Raw genomic sequence first — 18781 nt, 5'->3', positions numbered from 1 at the left:
CTCCTATAGTCCATATGCAAATCCTAATCCATTCGTCACTGGATTAGTAAACGTTTGACACTTAATATGATATAAAGCTTCTATTATTTCGGGTGTTAAAACTTCCTCGGGCGTACCATGCGCATAAACCTCACCATCTTTTACTGCGTAAAGATAATCACAGTAATGTGCAGCCATTTCTAAATCATGAAGTGCTGCTAACACTCCAATATTTAAGCTTCTCACACAAGAAAGTATTTCAATTTGATAACGAATATCTAGATGATTCGTTGGTTCATCTAAGATCATAAATTTAGGCTGCTGGGCAATTGTTCTCGCTAAAATAACCCGTTGCTTTTCGCCACCAGATAATGAAAGGAAACTACGTCCCTTGTAAGCTTGTAAGTTCGTGCGTGCTAATGCCTCTTCGACAATTTCAAAATCATTTTGATTATCAGACTCTAACATTTTTTTATGAGGTGTTCTGCCTAACATCACCATTTGCTGAACGGTTAAATCAAAATGCATTTCATTGAATTGCCCTACCACCCCTAAATGCTGTGAGATTTTCTTTTCTGGGCTTTTCAAAACGTCTAAATCATCTAAAAAAACCATCCCTTTTTGTGGCACTAAGCTTTTATAAATACTTTTCAGTAAAGTTGACTTTCCGCATCCATTTGGTCCGATTAATCCCACAAATTGCTGCTTGTTTACATGAATGGAGATGTTTTTTACAATTTCCTTCTTTCCTATCTTTACTTCTATTTCCTTCGCTACTAATTCCATTGTTCTACCCTCCGAAGTTGTAACCTTTTTTTACAATCATATAGATAAATAATGGTGATCCAATGACAGAAGTAATGATGCCAATCGGTAGTTCAACATTCTCGATCAATGTTCGAGACAAAATATCTGCCCATATCATGAAAAGTCCTCCTAAGAGTAACGTTCCTAGCATTAATCGTTTATGATCCGCCCCGAAAATCCCTCTCGTAATATGTGGAATAATTAAGCCAACAAAACCAATCATACCTGCATAAGCAACCATCGTTCCTGTTATTAGCGATGTGAGAATCATATACAATTTACGGTAAACACTTAAATTGATACCTAATGTGATAGCAGATTCATCTCCAAGTAACATCGTATTCAGCACTCGATGTTGAAAAAGAAATAATGCAGCTCCTAATACGATGACGATTGCTAAAATCGGTGTTTTATCCCAGCTTGCAGAGGCTAAACTTCCCATAGACCAAAAAGTAACGGTTTTTATGCCCTCAGCATTATTGGCAAAAAAGATAATAAGACTTGAAAATGAGCTACATAATGCACCTATCACAACACCAGATAAGACGAGCTTTACCGATGTTGCTTTACCACCAATACTAGATAAAATTAGCACGGCCATAGAAGTAAGCATGGCTCCTGCAAATGCGCCAAAGGCAACCCCGAATTGTGCCAGCAATGCACTGCTGCCAAAGCCAACTAAAATGGCAAAGGTTGCACCCAATGATGCCCCTGAAGAAATACCAAGTATGTATGGATCAGCAAGAGGATTTTGTACAACTGCTTGCATCACAGCCCCACATAAAGCAAGTCCAATACCGATGAGCAGTGCAAAAATAACACGTGGCATTCTGACCTGTAAAATAATATTCAAATAGGACTCACTATCCACACTATCGAGTGTGCCAAACTTTCCATTAGATACAGCATGCAACAAGATATCCATTGATTGCTTGAAGGGTATACTGACCTGACCAATTGATACAGAAAAAACGGCAGATATTATAATGGAGCCGATTAATAGCAAGATGATGACATAATATATATTGCCCATCCCTATTCTGTTAGCTTCCTGATTATCCAAAATGTCACCTCAATTATCCAAATTATCTCAAATGATAACGATTATCATTATCATTTTACATTTCGTATTGTAAGGGATAATCTAAGGAAAAACAACAGGAAAATTTTTTTTATTAGATTTTTTTATTAAAAAACACAAAAAACTAGCTCTCCATTTTTTAACTGCAGACTGGTAAAGGGCCGACAAATAAAAAAATAACACCCTTTGCTGAGTGTTATTTATCATATAAATCTGCTTTTAAATTGTGTTCAATATAAGCTCGCTCCTCTTCGGGTCTCAATAGACGCGTCGCTCTTCCTGAATTTCTTGATTCTTCGCCACCTTGCATCTCCCAAATTGCGTTATGATCCTCTACAGCATGAGAAAAATCACCCTTCGACCATCTTTCCAATATTGAAATGTAAAGTTCTTTATATTTATAATCGTTCATTTTGCATACAGCCAACAATCGATCAACTTTTTCTTGTGTGATTTCAGTGTGGCCCCATTTTACACTAGCTTCAACTTTTTGGTGGGACATGTTATGAATGGCTTCGTTTACTTTGTGTTCTATTAAATTGTCAGGATAAAGCAATTCTTCTTTTGTAACAGGTTTACTTTCAAGAATTACACCATCATTTTCAACAATTGCTTTTTCTTTTTCAGGGACAGGCTTCTCCATATGTTCAGTGGATTTAATATAACCAAATGCTCCACCGAAAATGATGAAAATGACAATGATACTGATAACCGATTTTGTTGTTCTCTTCATGTTATAACCCCTCAGTAATTTTTTATCATTATATATTGGTTTATATTATGCAATTAGGATAATAATAACAGAAAGTTGTAACAGGGTTCAACATCTCTAAAACGTAGAGTACCTACACAATTGCATTAAATCAAGTCATAGTTCATCAAATGCTATCACATGATTATAAGTAATATCCTCAACATTTATTACTTGGATTTCAGTGCAATCTATCATCTAAAAAGTATTGATAGGCAAAGTTAAGCAACAAAAAAACCACTTCTCTTGTTTACCGAGAAGTGGTTATTGTGATTGAAATTAATTATTTACATGACCAGTAATTATTTCACAAGATGGAAGTGAATAATCCCTTACATCATTCCTGGCATGCCGCCCATTCCACTCATATCTGGCATACCTGCGCCAGCTGGTTCTGGAATGTCTGCAACTACTGCTTCTGTTGTTAAGAACAGTGCAGCTACAGAGGCAGCGTTTTGTAGAGCTGAACGAGTTACTTTCGCTGGGTCTACTACGCCTGCTTCCATCATGTTTACCCATTCACCTGTTGCTGCATTGAAACCAATGCCAATTTCTTCACGTTTTAGGCGATCCACGATGATAGAGCCTTCAAGACCTGCGTTGTTAGCAATTTGGCGAACTGGCTCTTCTAAAGCACGAAGGACGATTTTCACTCCTGTTGCTACGTCGCCTGCTTCAGATTCAGCCACTTTTTCAACTGCTGCATATACGTTAAGAAGTGCAGTACCACCACCTGATACGATCCCTTCTTCAACAGCTGCACGTGTTGAGTTTAAAGCATCTTCAATACGAAGTTTACGCTCTTTAAGCTCTGTTTCTGTTGCAGCCCCTACTTTAATAACTGCTACACCACCTGCTAATTTCGCAAGACGTTCTTGAAGTTTTTCTTTATCGAATTCTGAAGTTGTTTCAGCAAGTTGTGCTCGGATTTGGCCAATACGTGCTTCGATTGCATCTGCACCGCCTACACCTTCAACAATTGTAGTATTGTCTTTTGTCACAACTACTTTTGCAGCACGACCAAGTGAAGAAATATCAGCTGATTTTAAGTCTAAGCCTAATTCTTCTGTAATCACTTGTCCACCAGTTAAGATAGCGATATCTTCTAGCATTGCTTTACGACGATCACCAAAACCTGGTGCTTTTACTGCTACAGCATTGAATGTACCACGAAGCTTATTCACAACAAGTGTTGCAAGTGCTTCTCCTTCAACGTCTTCAGCAATCATTAAAAGTGGACGACCTTGTTGTACCACTTGTTCTAATAATGGTAATACTTCTTGGATATTTGTAATTTTTTTATCTGTAATTAAGATATATGGGTTATCTAGAACTGCTTCCATTTTATCTGTATCTGTTACCATGTAATGTGACGCATAGCCACGGTCAAATTGCATACCTTCTACTACATCAAGCTCTGTTGTGAAGCCTTTAGATTCTTCAATTGTAATAACACCATCATTACCTACACGCTCCATCGCTTCAGCAATAAGTTGTCCAACTTCATCATCAGCAGCTGAAATAGCAGCAACTTGTGCGATTTCATCTTTATTGCTTACAGGTCGAGAAATCGAGTGTAATTCCGTTAATGCCGCAGCAACAGCTTTATCAATACCTTTACGGATACCTACAGGGTTTGCGCCAGCTGTCACATTTTTCAAGCCTTCACGAATAATTGCTTGTGCTAGAACTGTTGCAGTAGTTGTACCATCACCAGCGATTTCGTTTGTTTTAGAAGCAACCTCAGCTACTAATTTTGCTCCCATGTTTTCGTATGGATTTTCCAGCTCGATTTCTTTTGCGATTGTCACACCATCATTTGTAATCAATGGTGAACCAAATTTTTTTTCTAATACTACATTACGCCCTTTTGGACCTAATGTTATTTTTACCGCATTTGCTAATTTATCTACACCTTGTAACATTAATGAACGAGCGTCTTCTGAGAATTTAATATCTTTTGCCATGAGAATTTACCCTCCTGAAATGGAATATTCGTTAAGCTTCTTCAATATATTTATATCAATTTCATCTTATTGTCACTTTTCGATCAAGAAACAATAAGCATTCACCTTAATTTAAGGTGCATCAAATATTATTCAATAATTGCAAGAATATCGCTTTCGCGTAAAATTAGGTATTCATTACCTTCAAATTTAACTTCTGTACCAGCGTATTTAGAGAAAATAATGTGGTCGTCAACTTTAACGTCAAGCTCTACACGTTGTCCGTTCTCTAAAACACGACCTGTCCCAACTGCTACAACTTTACCTTCTTGTGGTTTTTCTTTTGCAGAGTCAGGTAGTACAATACCGAATGCAGATTTTTCTTCTACCTCGATTAGTTCAATTACAATACGATCTCCTAGTGGTCTTAACAAGTGAAACAACCTCCTAATAATAATAATTGTTGAATTTATTAGCACTCTATAACATCGAGTGCTAACACAATTATTATGATAATCAATCACACTTTTTTTTGCAAGTCAGAACTTCGAAAAATTTTGTTTTCTTTCCATATTCATCTACAATAGAAAGGAAGCCTATGAATGGAAAGGATTTTGACTGTGACTAATTCTCCAAAAGTAACAAAACATAAAAAAACAGCTCTATATGTTTTACTAATTTATATCCTCATGCATATCTCAAGCAGATGGTTGCTCTTACCGTTTCACAAGCTGGTTATGAAGATGACTGGCCTAGCTTCTGAGCAAGCAGCACCAATAACTCAAGGATGGTATATTGCGCTTAGCTTTGCCGTGGCGCTCATTTTAAGTTTAATCTTAACATCCCGTGATAAAGCCTTTTGGAACGTTTATCAAGGAAAAAAAGAAACAATACCACTCACAATTGTTTGGGGTATTCTTGGTTTCTTCCTTGTATTTTTCGGTCAAATGATTGGAGCAGCTATTGAAATGGCGGTTTTTGGTATTGAAGGAGGCTCCCAAAATACCGCTGATATTGTCGCTATAGCTAAAGGAGCTCCTATTGCCATATTAGCGATCGTTGTATTTGGTCCCATTTTAGAAGAGTTCGTCTTCCGTAGAGTTATATTTGGATCACTTGTCCAAACAACAAACTTCTGGGTGGCGGCAATAGTAAGTGCTATATTCTTTGCGATTATCCACTTCGACTTCTCCCATATTTTACTTTATACAATTTGTGGTTTGATCTTCGCCTTTTTATATCACAAAACAAAACGTATTTGGACTTCCATTATTGCACATGTCATGCTGAATGGATTTGTGACACTTGTACAATTCTATGCAGAACCATTGCAAAAGTTTCTTCAAGAACTAGAAAAAATGCAATAAATTTTTGTAAAGCTCTATAAAGTTGTCAAAAATACAAAAGCTCGGTGCCTTTATGTAGGCACCGAGCTTTATCTATTACTGTTTATTCAATTCTTCTATTTGTCGTCGTTGTTGCTCAAGAGCCTCTTCAATCTGGCGTTTTTGCTCAGCTTCCTGCTCTTCTTTTAATCGAATTTCCTCTGATTTTAAATATTTCCTATAACCAACTCGAGATATCATAATACTAATTTCATACAGGATAAATAGGGGTACTGATACCATTAAGTGAGACGCCAATTCAGGTGGTGCAATGAGAGCAGCACATACAAATAAACCAAAGTATGAATATTTACGAATACGAATTAGTAGATCAGGACTCAATATACCTATCCGTGAAAAGAACAATACTACAATAGGTAATTGGAATAGAAAACCGAATGGTATTGTGAGTTTAAATAAAAATGTAAAATACTCATGTATTCCAATTGTTTGCTTAATATCTAAATCATTTGATAAATTCATCATGAATTTGATGACATACGGGAATAATAAAAAGTATGAAAAAGATAACCCTGCGATAAACAATAAAAATGAATATGGTATATAGCTTAAGGTTGCTCTTCGCTCTACTTCCCTTAATCCTGGACTAATAAATGACCACAATTGATACATTAATACTGGCGATGAAAGAATAAATGCAATTAAAAAAACAACTTGAATATAAATTGCTAGTGGTGTTACTACGTCAAATGCATGGAGCTCAATATTATATTTTGCTCCGGTAGCTTGAAGATATTTAACAAGTGGCTTGGCGACAAAAAAGGCGCCGGCCATAGCGAGAACAAAGAAAACGGCAACAATGAACAGCCGTTTTCTTAATTCTTCTATATGCTCAATGACAGTTAGATCTTTTGGATTCATTCCTCAACATCCTAACTTACTTATCTAGTTCTTTCTTTTTCTTGTCATCATCATCTTCGTCGGCTAAACCTTTAGTAGCATTTTTGAATTCACGTAGTGTTGAACCAAATGCTTTACCAAGCTCTGGTAACTTTTTAGGACCAAAAATTAGTAACGCGACAACTCCGATAATAATGAGGCTCATAGGACCAATACCGCCCATTACAGCCACCTCCTCTTTATATCCATCATTTTAACGCATATTTCGCCATTTTGCTAACTAATTATATGTGAAAGTTTTTCGTCACTCTCACTGATTTTACCTTGTTTTATTTAAAATTACTATTTGACAGAAACAGTGAACTCCACTATAAAATATGTAAAATTTTCACACTTCCTGATTCCGAATTAAATAAATAAGCGCTTGCAATTCTACCGATAAATCAATGGTTAAGAGCTGCATGCTATCTGGCACCGTTAAGCGCTCGGGCGTAAAGTTTAAAATTCCCTTTGCATTCATAGCCGCTAAACGATCTGCCATTTTTTGCGCAGAGCGTGGTGATACTGTTAAAATAGCTAGCTCTGCCCCGTATTCTGCATACTTTTCTTCCAGCAAATCAGGATGAAAAACAGGAATGTTACTAATCATTTTGCCATCCTTCGGCGCTTTCGAATCAAATGCTACAACAATATGAGTGTTGTGGTTTTTTTGAAAATTATATTTTAATAATGCACTGCCTAAATTCCCCACGCCAATTAACGCTACTTTTGTTGTTTCATGTTGATCAAGCGTCTGGCTAAAAAATTGTAATAGATGCTGTACATCGTAGCCATAGCCTTTCTTTCCAAGAGCACCAAAATAAGAAAAGTCACGGCGAATGGTTGCAGAATCTATTTTCATCGCTTCACTCAGTTCCTTCGACGAAATACGTTCCATACCTTCTTGTGCAAAGTTTTGAATAAATCGATAGTAAAGAGGAAGTCTTTTTGTAGTGGCTTGTGGAATTTTTAATTCTTGTTTCAAACTTTCTCCTCCTTAAGATGAAACTCAATCAATTTTACTGTACTAATTTTAATACATTTATCCTTAACTATATACAACATTTTTCAATCCACTAGCGTATTTCTCTTTAGTTAATGGCGCTTTGTACGCAGCTAACTAAAAAGAAATCGTTTCAATCTTACATGACTGCTCGGAATAAGTAAAGCACCGACATTGCATGCAAATCGTTCATCCATTACACTAAGGTAGAATTGAGGTGTCAAGAATGATTGTTTTACAGGTCAATCAACTAACTAAATCCTTTCTTGCAGATGAAATTTTAAGTGGTGTGAAATTAGAAGTTCAACACCGTGATCGCGTTGCCTTAGTAGGGCGCAACGGTGCAGGTAAATCTACTTTATTAAAAATAATCGCTGGTCAAATGTCCTATGACTCAGGGGATATCATTATTCCAAAGGGCATCCAGGTTGGCTATTTAGAGCAACATGCCGGATTAAATTCTACGTTAACTATTTGGGATGAAATGATGACCATTTTCGAACCCCTTTTAGCTCAAGAACAAACACTCCGCTCGCTCGAACAGCAAATGGCAGACCCTACTGTTTATGAAAATCCTACTCTGTATGCCAAAGTTATGTCGGAATACGATCAACTACAGCATACATTTAAGGATGCTGGCGGCTATCAATATGAATCGGACATACGCTCAGTGCTTCACGGCATGCAATTCTATCCGGAAGACTATGATAAACCTATTAGCTCACTATCTGGTGGACAACGCACACGCTTAGCACTAGCTAAGCTTTTATTGAGTAAACCAGACCTACTAATTCTCGATGAGCCTACGAACCATTTAGATATTGAAACATTATCTTGGTTAGAATCTTATTTAAAGAACTATGAGGGCGCTATTTTAATTGTTTCCCATGACCGCTACTTCTTAGACCAAGTTGTTTCCATTGTCTACGAAGTTTCACGTCATCGTGTCACAAAATTTACAGGCAACTACAGTGCTTATTTAGATGAAAAAGCTAAAAACTATGAACGTGATGTCAAACTTTTTGAGCGTCAGCAAGACGAAAAGGCCAAGCTAGAGGATTTTATCCAAAAGAATATTGCACGTGCCTCTACAACAAAAATGGCACAAAGTCGACGGAAGATGCTTGAACGAACAGAGTGGATGGAATCGCCGGATGGTGATGAGAAATCCGCTAGTTTTGGTTTTACGATTGAACGTCAAAGTGGAAATGATGTATTATCCGTTGATGATTTAACAATCGGCTATAACGATCAGCGCATATCTAGTGGGATTAAGCTACGTACTTTTCGCGAGGATCGGATTGCTCTTGTTGGACCAAACGGAGTTGGTAAATCGACATTATTAAAAACGATTGTGAAAGATTTAACACCTCTAGCAGGTGATATCCGTTATGGTACGAATGTACAAATTGGCTATTATGATCAAGAGCAAGCAAAGCTTTCAAGCAATAAAAGTGTCTTAAAAGAGCTATGGGATGAATGGCCGCTTATGAATGAAAAAGATATTCGCACCGTATTAGGACGTTTCCTATTTAGTGGAGAAGATGTGGATAAAACCGTCTCTTCTTTATCAGGCGGTGAGAAAGCACGACTGGCACTTTCAAAACTAATGATGCAAAAGGCCAATTTTTTAATTCTCGATGAGCCTACAAACCATCTAGATTTAGATAGTAAAGAGGTACTGGAAAATGCTTTGATCGATTACCCTGGAACGCTTCTATTCGTCTCCCATGACCGCTACTTCATTAATCGTATCGCTACGAAGGTAGTGGAGTTGTCTGGAACTGGGTCGTTTGAATATTTAGGGGACTATGATTATTATGTAGAGAAAAAACAGGAGCTGTTGGAGCTAGCACAAATGAAAAGTACTTCCCAACCGCAACTACAGCAGGAACTACCTGATAAGTCCTCTACCTCCAAAATTGATAAAGAGGCAAAAAAGCGCGAACGGCAAATAAGACGTACTATCGAAGAATTAGAAGGCAAGATGCAAGAAACGACAGTCTCCATTGATAGATTAGAGGAAGCTCTCTGTGACCCTGCAATTTTTACAGATCATGAAAAAATTGCCCAACTGCAAGACGAATTGGCTACTGAAAAGGAACAGCATGAGCTTTTAGAATTAGAGTGGTTAGAGTTAAATGAAGAATTAGAAAATATAGATATGTAATTTGATTTAAGCCGTGTGCATTGTCGCATGGCTTTTTTCTTTACTCTCCTTCATTTTTCATATATATTGGTCAAGTGCTATTTTTCGACAAAAAATGCCCACAGTTTTATTCACACCATAAATCTAGTAATACCAACATATCAACAGAGTTTTCCACACTGTCCACAATTAAAAATTATTTTATCCACATCACCTCGTGTAAAACATACTACTATATATTGAATAATCACAAGTTATGCACAAGTTATCAACAATTTGTGCATAAGTACGCGTGTTCGGTATTTAGTTCGCTCTATTACCTGTGGATAATTTTCCGAAAAATTTGTCAATTAAACCATTTCATTTGACGCTTCTCTTCGCTACATTCATTTTTTATCAACAAATTTTCGACAATAAAAAAGAGATATCTTCAATAAGATACCTCCTTCATTTACTACTACACCCAGGATTTTAACTCCATACCTGGACGACCGTTCATCATTAAGTTTCCTCTGATACCCGCTTCATACATTGGCATCGCTACTGCTCCAATCATTGCCGCATTATCTGTACACAATTTGAGTGGTGGTACAAAAAACGGAATTCCTTCCTCAGCGAACACTGTCTCTAATGAAGCACGTAAGCCTTTATTGGCTGCTACACCACCAGCTGCAATGACCTGCTTCACCTGATATTCGCGAGCGGCACGCAATGTTTTCGCGGTTAGTACTTCGACAACACTTTCCTGAAAGCCCTTTGCTACGGCTGCTGGCGAAATAGCTTCGCCACGTTGATCCATATTATGTTTATAATTGATGACCGCTGATTTTAAGCCACTAAAACTAAAATCATAAGACCCTTCCTCTAACCACACTCTTGGAAAAGGAACAGCCTCTTCGCCCTCATGAGCAAGCTGATCAATGCGTGGGCCACCTGGATAGGGTAAATTTAAAACTCGTGCCACTTTATCATATGCCTCACCGGCTGCATCATCTCTTGTTTCGCCGATAACCTCAAAGGAGCCATGTTCCTTCATATAAACAAGCTCCGTATGCCCACCTGATACAACAAGTGCCAATAATGGAAACTCCATTGGCTGGACAAGAGCATTGGCATAAATATGACCTGCAATATGATGTACACCGATAATCGGTAAATTGTTGGCAAATGCAAAAGCCTTAGCCGCGTTTATGCCAATTAGCAACGCACCGACTAAACCTGGACCCTCCGTAACGGCAACAGCATCTAACTCAGCTGGTTTTATATTCGCTTGTGCTAATGCTTCCTCAATAACCACTGTAATTTGTTCAACATGATGACGTGAAGCGATTTCAGGAACTACGCCACCAAATCGCTTATGGCTTTCTATTTGTGAAGCAACAACATTCGAAACAATTTCATGACCATTTCGAATAATTGCGGCAGCTGTTTCATCACAGCTCGATTCTATTGCTAATATCAATCCATTATTCATTATAAATTCACCCACATGACAAGGGCATCCTCCCCGTTATCAGTATAATAGCCTTTCCGTATACCACCATCTTGGAAATGAAGCTTGCGATAGAGATTTTGTGCAACTACATTTGTTACACGTACCTCAAGCGTCATGACTTCCATTCCATGTAAACTCGCTATATGCATCGCCTCACGCATTAGTCCTTCGCCTATCCCTCTGCCACGAGCCTGCTCAATCACAGCTACATTTGTTATTTGAGCTGCATCTATGACCATCCACATTCCACAAAAACCAATAATACTACCATCTTCATCTATAGCCAGTACATAATGCGCATACTGATTTTCATGCACTTCGTAGTAAAAGGAATCTAACGTCCATGGTACTGGAAATGAAGCCAATTCAATTTCATAAACTGCTGGCACATCGTCAGAAACCATTTTTCGATAAGTTACATTCCTACTCATGTTCCTTCTCCTTCTGTTCTTTCAGCCAGTTCGCCTCAGCCTCGGCAATCCGTTTATATTGTGGAACGAAGTGATGGGTAGCTTCGACACTTTGTAACTCCATTTTCATCGCTAGATGAATGACTTCCATCGCGCGTGGCAAGTCAATACTAAATGGTGCACGTACTGCATGATCACCAAGTATTTGCACAATATTCTCCCAAAATATATCAACATCTGTTCCTACAAATAAAATAGGTTGCTCTAATGCCTTTAAACGCACTAATAAATCATCAATATGTGCATGATGATCCTCCACAAGTGCTTCTAATGTCTCACCTTGATAAACTGCCGTATAGACATTGCCTCTTCTAGCATCAAAAATTGGACAAATTAACCCGTTATAAAGGGCAGCGTTGGCAGCTAATGTTTTTAAACTAGATATGCCGACTAAAGGTTTCTGTAATGTCCATGCTAATGTCTTTGCTAATGTCACACCTATACGGACACCTGTATAAGAACCTGGTCCTTCAGATACTGCAATCGCATCCAAGTCATTCGGCTTTACATCTATTCGTGCCAGGATTTCTTCAATCGCTGGCATCGCACCTGCAGAATGCGTTAATTTTATATTTTGTACCATCTCGGCCACTACTTTGCCGTCCTTTACAACTGCAATGGAAAGTGGTGTATTTGCTGTTTCTATTCCTAACCAAATCATTTCATTAGCTCCTCACATAGTGCCTCATAGCGTTCTCCACGAGGTATTAACACAAAGCGTCGTTCATTTTCTCCGATTCGGTAAATCTCTATCGCTAGACGATCCTGTGGCAAATCCTGTTCAATTAAATGCGCCCATTCAACCACTGATACCGCATCTCCATAAAACAGCTCATCCCAACCAAGGTCTTCATCACTTTCTGCTAACCTATATACATCTAAATGATTAAACGGTACTCTTCCCTCATACTGCTTAATAATCGTAAATGTTGGACTGTTGACTGTTCGTTTGACCCCTAGCCCCTTCGCCAAGGCTTTCGTAAATGTCGTCTTGCCCGCGCCTAGATCACCTTCTAATGTAATCGTATCCTGAGCTTCTAGTTTATTCGCAAGTTTGCAGGCAAAACGTTCTGTATCATCAACTGAATTCATGATTATTTCATACATATTCTTTTTTCCTCTCATCACTACATTACCTCTAGTTTACCTAAACTAGCCAAAATGTTCAAAGCATCCAATACCATTATACTTGCTTTGAGTGCGCTCGTTAAAAAGCTCTTTTAATAACAGCAGTTAGGTGGCACGATGAAAACAAAAACACGACTTCTCTTAAGAAGACGTGTCAGACAGTACAATGCAATAAAGTAAAGCCGCTGATTTCTACTAAGGGCGAACGCTTTCCAGTGAATGTGATAAGAAGGACAAAAACCATCGAGAGTGAATTTTCCCGATGGCTTTTGTCTACATGTTGAGATGCCTTCTTTTACAAAGACATTTTACAATTATCGATTGGAATGGCCTTTTACAGCTATAATCTCTTTAGCAATTAATTTATCATCCTTAAATTTCACTATATAAGCCTGAGTCAACAAAGTTTCATCATTCCAACGGTATTCATTATTCTTCACCTTTTTACCTGCGCCACCTGCTGTCTCAACTACCTCAATATATGACATATCATTTTTTAATTTCTCAAATTCTACTTCGTTCATATTTTTTTGCCAGTGATACGTATTTGCTTCTTCAATCTCTATAATAGGATCTCCACAGCCTACCATCATAATCATGGAACCAATAAGCAAAGGTAAATAAAAATGGTTTAAGAAATGGTCTTTGCCCATATAAACACCTCCGTAGCCAATCCAATTACTTCTAATTTTTACCCGTCGTTTTAATTTTAGAAACATATCTCATTTTACCTTATAAAACCGTCATCATTTATCGGTAATTTTTACTATCTTTAGATAACGTTAAATATATACAATTCATTAGTTTCATTTCAATACTACAAGTGATTTCATTGGGATTGGGCGTATTTCGAGTGACAGTAGTGGGGCCATTTAGGGCAATAGATGTTATTTTGTTAAAATCAATAGGAGGTAGGTCATAAAGCCTTCACCAAATGTAAAGCTTTTCACCTCTATGTTTCTACCCAGTGAACTGGGTCTTCATAAAGTGACACTTTCACAATTGAAATAAGTGCTTGAATCAATTTCTGGTTGACGGCTATGCGGCAAGAAAATTCTCATTCAATACAAAAAAGCTCTTATGACTGTAACAGTACATAAGAGCGAACATATCAATTTTAAATGGCGGTCCCGACCGGGATCGAACCGGCGATCTCCTGCGTGACAGGCAGGCATGTTAACCGCTACACCACGGGACCTCTTTAAGACATTTATAAATATATCATATAAGAAAAAGGTATGCAATATATATTTTCATATTTTTTCTTCTCCTATTTTTCTAACAATTGGCATCAATCTTGCAAATAAATTAATAGTTTCAACACACTTTTTAGTAGGAGGTTGGTGCCATGGTTCGGTACATATTTACACGAATTGGCTATATGATCATTACGCTTTTTATTATTATCCTGCTGTCATTTTTATTAATGAAGGCTTTGCCAGGTTCACCATTTAATGATGAACGCCTTCCAGAGACGCAAAAAGAGCTATTATACAAAAAATACGGATTAGACAAGCCGGTTCCTGTGCAATTTGGTATTTATTTAACGAATATTGTACAAGGAGATTTAGGTGTTTCTTTTGTCTTTGATAATCGACCAGTGACTAAGATTATTCAGGAACGTATTGGTGCATCGGCTGTTTTAGGCTTTCAAGCCATTCTAGTAGGTACAATTATTGGACTTTTTTTAGGCATTATAGCTGCTCTAAGACACAACACTATTATTGACTACGGCGCTACAATACTAGCCGTACTAGGCATATCCATTCCATCATTTGTTTTTGCAGGTTTTTTACAGTATTGGGTTGGCGTTAAATTGGGCTGGTTACCCATTGCCTTTTGGAATGGCTTTGAGTACTCCATTTTACCAACCATTGCTTTAGCTGTTGGAGTAATTGCTACAATTGCTCGTTTCACGCGTATCGAAATGCTAGAGGTCCTTAGTCAAGAATACATTTTAACCTCAAAAGCAAAAGGATTATCAAAGCCTATTATCATTACAAAGCATGGGATTCGAAATGCCATGATCCCAATCGTAACTATTATTGGTCCGTTAACCGTAAACACTATTACTGGTTCACTTGTTATTGAAAAGATATTCAGTATTCCAGGTTTAGGTGAGCAATTTGTTAATTCAATTATTACAAATGATTATCAGCTCATTATGGGAACAACTATTTTTTATGCGGTGTTATTTGTAACCGTCATTTTAATCATTGATATTTTATACGGATTGATTGACCCCCGAATTCGTGTGACAGGAGGCGATAAGGCATGACCATAAAACTGACAGATGATACAACGAAGAGCCCTTCAAAGGAGTTATTTGAATATGCCTCGCAAACTGATATTACAGATGATTTCATCTATCGTCCTGAGCAATCATTTTGGCAGGATGCATGGCGTGGCCTGCGGAAAAATAAAGCAGCTATCGTTGGGCTATGTACTATTATCATTGTTCTATTACTTGCCGTTTTCGGGCCCTTTATGAATAGCCACGGCTATGACGAACAAAATATTGCGCGTACCAATTTACCGCCAAAAATTCCTGTCCTTGAGAATATTTCTTTCTTAGGCTTAAATGGTGTCGATAGCCGAGGCATAGACCAATATGAAGCGAAAGGGATTGAAGAATATTTTTGGTTCGGTACAGATGAATTAGGACGAGATCTATGGACACGTGTATGGGAAGGAACAAGGATTTCTCTTTATATTGCTTTTTTAGCAGCAACCATCGATCTCATTATAGGCGTTGCTTATGGGGCTGTTTCAGCATTTTATGGTGGTCGAACAGATACTATCATGCAACGTATTATTGAAGTGTTAGTGGGTATACCCGGACTAATTGTGAACATACTTCTGATCCTTATTTTAAAGCCAGGCATTATTTCAATTACGATTGCAATGGTGATCGTAGGATGGATTAGTATGGCTCGAATTGTTCGAGCACAAATACTGAAGTTAAAAACATATGAATATGTGCTTGCTTCACGAACACTTGGTGCTAGTAACCAGCGTCTCATATGGAAGCATTTAATTCCCAATACGCTTGGACCAATTATCGTTGCGACTACATTTACTATTCCAGGTGCTATTTTCACAGAGGCTTTATTAAGCTTTATTGGACTAGGGCTACAACCACCAACCGCTTCTTTGGGGACAATTGTTAATGATTCATATAAATTATTAAGAATTTATCCACATGGCATGATTGTCTCATCTATTGTCATTAGTTTAATTATGATTAGCTTTAATTTACTCGGTGATGGACTGCGTGATGCATTCGATCCAAAAACTCGTAAATAGGAAGGTGCTCTAAATGAAAAAAATAGTAGAGGTAAAAAACTTAAGTGTTTCCTTCAACACGTACAATGGTGAGGTACAAGCCGTACGCAATATATCATTTGATTTATTTGAAGGTGAAACCTTAGCCATTGTAGGCGAGTCTGGCTCTGGAAAATCTGTTACTTCGAAAAGCCTTCTTCGCCTTAATCCAACCGAGTCCACAATGATAAAAAGCGGACACATTTTTTATAACGGGCATGATATTTTATCTTCTAGTGAGCAAGAAATTCGAGCAATACGCGGAGCTGAAATCGCTATGATTTTTCAAGATCCAATGACTGCCTTAAACCCTACGATGACGATTGGTCACCAAATTGCAGAAAGTATAAAAAAACATACGACTTTACGTGGCCGACACATAACTAACCGTGTTATAGAACTATTGCAACTTGTCGGTATTAAAGAAGCTGATAAACGCTATAAACAGTACCCACATCAATTTTCTGGAGGTATGCGCCAGCGAATAGTCATTGCCATGGCTCTTGCTTGTGAGCCACGTATCATCATTGCTGATGAGCCTACCACAGCACTAGATGTTTCGATCCAAGCGCAGATTTTAGAATTATTAAAAAATCTACAACAAAAAATGAATTTATCCATTATCTTTATTACCCACGATTTAGGCGTTGTCGCTAAAATGGCAGATCGCGTCGCCGTGATGTATGCTGGAAAAATCATTGAGATTGGCTTAGTTGATGAAATATTTTATCATTGTCAGCACCCTTATACACAAGGGCTACTCGCAGCCATGCCTAATCCAGATATTGAGACAAATTCATTGTATGCTATTCCTGGAACGCCACCAAACCTACTTCATCCCCCTACTGGTGACGCCTTTGCAGCTCGTAATAAACATGCCTTAAAAATTGACTTTATAGAGGAACCACCTATGTTTCAGGTCAGCGACACTCATTTCGCTGCCACTTGGTTATTGCATGAACACGCACCGAAAATAGTACCGGTTCACCAACAGCTTGCTCAAGTACAGCAAGAGAAGCGTCAGGCACCAACTATCTTTGATAAAGAACATCCATATTTATCATTAAAAGAGGTTAAGCAGCACTTTTCTTTAAGTAAAAACACGGTTAATAAAGCGGTAGATGGCATTACTTTCGATATTTATAAAGGAGAAATTTTTGGTCTTGTAGGAGAATCCGGATGTGGTAAATCGACAACGGGACGTTCCATTATTGGACTCCATGCGATTACTAGTGGTGAGATTCACGTTGATGGCCGTAATATCAATGACCATCAAACAAAAAAAGACAAGCTTGCCTTCAATAGCAAGGTGCAAATGATTTTTCAAGATCCCTATTCTTCTCTCAATCCACGTATGAAGATAATGGATATTATTGCAGAAGGATTGGCCATTCATGAAGTACCTAAAAGTGAATGGAAGTCAAAAATATATGAGCTATTAAACATAGTCGGATTAACAAAGGAGTATGCAAACCGTTATCCTCACGAACTTAGTGGTGGCCAGCGTCAGCGAATTGGTATTGCACGTGCTCTAGCTGTAGAGCCTGAACTCATCATTGCAGACGAGCCTATCTCTGCATTGGACGTTTCCATTCAGGCACAAATAGTGAATCTGCTAAAAAAGTTACAACAAGAACGTGGGTTGACCTATCTTTTTATTGCACATGATTTGTCGATGGTGAAGTATATTAGTAATCGTATTGGTGTGATGTATCGAGGGAAAATCGTTGAGCTAGCGGACAGTCAAGAGCTCTATGATCACCCCGTACACCCTTATACAAAATCATTATTATCGGCCATTCCATTACCAGATCCTAAGCTAGAGCGAGACCGCAAACGCATTATTTTTAATGAAGCTACCTATCAAGCTAACCGAAATACCGCAAGTGAAAGCTTTGTTGAGATACGGCCTGGTCACTTTGTTATGCTGACAGAAGAGGAGCTTGTCCAATACCGTTCAGCACAAGAAGGAGGTATATTACGTTGAAATTAAAGACCTTCCTCTTACTTGCTAGCTGTATAATCATAGTTTCCCTTAGCTATACCTGGCTCCTCCACCAACCAATCACTTTTTTAACGCTAATTAATAATATTTTCCTTATATCCCTTACTGCTACAATTGTAGGTGCTTCATTGGTTGTTATACAAGGTGGGCTTTTTAATGGTATCGCCTATAGTTTTAAACGCTTTTTTGCACGTGTTACTAAAAATGGTGTCTATGCCTTTGAATTAGATGGAGATTTAGAATATGTTCATGCTCCGTCCTATACCTTCACTTATCCGCTACTACTAGCAGGTATACTTGGCTGCTCCGTGACAGCCATTTTATCTATAGTTTTCTATCTATAAATGAAAAATGCTGT

19 protein-coding genes and 1 tRNA gene are annotated in these 18781 nt (G+C 37.9%); 6 read left to right on the top strand and 14 right to left on the bottom strand.

Annotated elements, in window-relative coordinates:
• Positions 1-3 precede the first annotated feature (3 nt).
• From AC1Q6O_RS22250 to groES, 5 genes are all read right to left on the bottom strand, one after another.
• On the bottom strand, positions 4-765 hold the full coding sequence (locus tag AC1Q6O_RS22250) for an ABC transporter ATP-binding protein (protein WP_089987153.1): 762 nt from the start codon (positions 763-765) through the stop codon (positions 4-6).
• A 4-nt stretch (positions 766-769) separates the two neighbouring features.
• On the bottom strand, positions 770-1849 hold the full coding sequence (locus tag AC1Q6O_RS22245; protein WP_036120937.1) for a FecCD family ABC transporter permease: 1080 nt from the start codon (positions 1847-1849) through the stop codon (positions 770-772).
• Positions 1850-2063: 214 nt separating this feature from the next.
• Complete coding sequence (locus tag AC1Q6O_RS22240; protein WP_089987155.1) at positions 2064-2600, bottom strand: DUF6241 domain-containing protein; 537 nt, start codon at positions 2598-2600, stop codon at positions 2064-2066.
• Positions 2601-2950: 350 nt separating this feature from the next.
• Complete coding sequence (gene groL / locus AC1Q6O_RS22235; RefSeq protein ID WP_008176984.1) at positions 2951-4585, bottom strand: chaperonin GroEL; 1635 nt, start codon at positions 4583-4585, stop codon at positions 2951-2953.
• Between the two features lie 128 nt (positions 4586-4713).
• Entirely contained in the window at positions 4714-4998 is a 285-nt protein-coding gene (gene groES, locus AC1Q6O_RS22230) for a co-chaperone GroES (RefSeq protein WP_008176986.1), read from the bottom strand.
• 168 nt (positions 4999-5166) lie between these two features.
• Between groES and AC1Q6O_RS22225 the strand changes: the two genes are divergently transcribed.
• A complete protein-coding gene (locus AC1Q6O_RS22225; RefSeq protein ID WP_036120942.1) occupies positions 5167-5931 on the top strand; it encodes a CPBP family intramembrane glutamic endopeptidase in 765 nt (254 codons plus the stop codon).
• Between the two features lie 75 nt (positions 5932-6006).
• Here the strand turns inward: AC1Q6O_RS22225 and tatC are convergent, their stop codons facing one another.
• From tatC to AC1Q6O_RS22210, 3 genes are all read right to left on the bottom strand, one after another.
• Positions 6007-6831 carry a twin-arginine translocase subunit TatC gene (tatC, locus tag AC1Q6O_RS22220; protein WP_008176990.1) on the bottom strand — a complete coding sequence of 275 codons (825 nt, stop codon included), beginning with the start codon at positions 6829-6831 and terminating at the stop codon, positions 6007-6009.
• Positions 6832-6847: 16 nt separating this feature from the next.
• On the bottom strand, positions 6848-7033 hold the full coding sequence (locus AC1Q6O_RS22215; RefSeq protein ID WP_008176991.1) for a twin-arginine translocase TatA/TatE family subunit: 186 nt from the start codon (positions 7031-7033) through the stop codon (positions 6848-6850).
• Between the two features lie 165 nt (positions 7034-7198).
• Complete coding sequence (locus AC1Q6O_RS22210) at positions 7199-7834, bottom strand: redox-sensing transcriptional repressor Rex (RefSeq protein ID WP_012291935.1); 636 nt, start codon at positions 7832-7834, stop codon at positions 7199-7201.
• Between the two features lie 244 nt (positions 7835-8078).
• On the opposite strand from AC1Q6O_RS22210, the gene AC1Q6O_RS22205 reads away from it, so the two are divergent.
• On the top strand, positions 8079-10022 hold the full coding sequence (locus AC1Q6O_RS22205) for an ABC-F family ATP-binding cassette domain-containing protein (RefSeq protein WP_492402228.1): 1944 nt from the start codon (positions 8079-8081) through the stop codon (positions 10020-10022).
• 436 nt (positions 10023-10458) lie between these two features.
• Here the strand turns inward: AC1Q6O_RS22205 and tsaD are convergent, their stop codons facing one another.
• From tsaD to AC1Q6O_RS22175, 6 genes are all read right to left on the bottom strand, one after another.
• Complete coding sequence (gene tsaD, locus AC1Q6O_RS22200; RefSeq protein ID WP_008176997.1) at positions 10459-11475, bottom strand: tRNA (adenosine(37)-N6)-threonylcarbamoyltransferase complex transferase subunit TsaD; 1017 nt, start codon at positions 11473-11475, stop codon at positions 10459-10461.
• The gene (gene rimI / locus AC1Q6O_RS22195; protein WP_107922866.1) at positions 11475-11927 is read right to left on the bottom strand and encodes a ribosomal protein S18-alanine N-acetyltransferase; all 453 of its coding nucleotides are present in this window, start codon (positions 11925-11927) and stop codon (positions 11475-11477) included. Before rimI ends, tsaD begins: the two co-directional genes overlap by 1 nt.
• Positions 11920-12627, bottom strand: a complete 708-nt coding sequence (gene tsaB, locus AC1Q6O_RS22190) for a tRNA (adenosine(37)-N6)-threonylcarbamoyltransferase complex dimerization subunit type 1 TsaB (protein ID WP_107922867.1) — start codon at positions 12625-12627, stop codon at positions 11920-11922. The genes rimI and tsaB overlap by 8 nt, the downstream gene beginning before the upstream one ends.
• Positions 12624-13073: a tRNA (adenosine(37)-N6)-threonylcarbamoyltransferase complex ATPase subunit type 1 TsaE gene (gene tsaE / locus AC1Q6O_RS22185; RefSeq protein WP_043990256.1), complete on the bottom strand. Its 450-nt coding sequence runs from the start codon at positions 13071-13073 to the stop codon at positions 12624-12626. The genes tsaB and tsaE overlap by 4 nt, the downstream gene beginning before the upstream one ends.
• A gap of 335 nt (positions 13074-13408) precedes the next feature.
• Positions 13409-13747, bottom strand: a complete 339-nt coding sequence (locus AC1Q6O_RS22180) for a hypothetical protein (RefSeq protein ID WP_043990233.1) — start codon at positions 13745-13747, stop codon at positions 13409-13411.
• A gap of 469 nt (positions 13748-14216) precedes the next feature.
• Positions 14217-14292: transfer RNA gene (locus tag AC1Q6O_RS22175), tRNA-Asp, on the bottom strand.
• 150 nt (positions 14293-14442) lie between these two features.
• Here AC1Q6O_RS22175 and opp3b point away from each other — a divergent pair.
• From opp3b to AC1Q6O_RS22155, 4 genes are read left to right on the top strand one after another with little or no spacing between them, the layout of a single operon-like run.
• The gene (gene opp3b, locus AC1Q6O_RS22170) at positions 14443-15372 is read left to right on the top strand and encodes an oligopeptide ABC transporter permease (protein ID WP_492402227.1); all 930 of its coding nucleotides are present in this window, start codon (positions 14443-14445) and stop codon (positions 15370-15372) included.
• Positions 15369-16400 (top strand): oligopeptide ABC transporter permease, encoded by a 1032-nt coding sequence (opp3C, locus tag AC1Q6O_RS22165; protein ID WP_427422822.1) that lies wholly within the window; start codon positions 15369-15371, stop codon positions 16398-16400. Before opp3b ends, opp3C begins: the two co-directional genes overlap by 4 nt.
• A 13-nt stretch (positions 16401-16413) precedes the next feature.
• On the top strand, positions 16414-18405 hold the full coding sequence (locus tag AC1Q6O_RS22160) for an ABC transporter ATP-binding protein (RefSeq protein ID WP_008177010.1): 1992 nt from the start codon (positions 16414-16416) through the stop codon (positions 18403-18405).
• Entirely contained in the window at positions 18402-18767 is a 366-nt protein-coding gene (locus AC1Q6O_RS22155) for a DUF3899 domain-containing protein (RefSeq protein ID WP_492402226.1), read from the top strand. Before AC1Q6O_RS22160 ends, AC1Q6O_RS22155 begins: the two co-directional genes overlap by 4 nt.
• Positions 18768-18781 lie beyond the last annotated feature (14 nt).

Source organism: Lysinibacillus sp. GW823-FHT06C08 (assembly GCF_058795135.1).
Note: the sequence above shows the minus strand (reverse complement) of the source record. Positions and strands in the feature narration are given on the sequence as shown.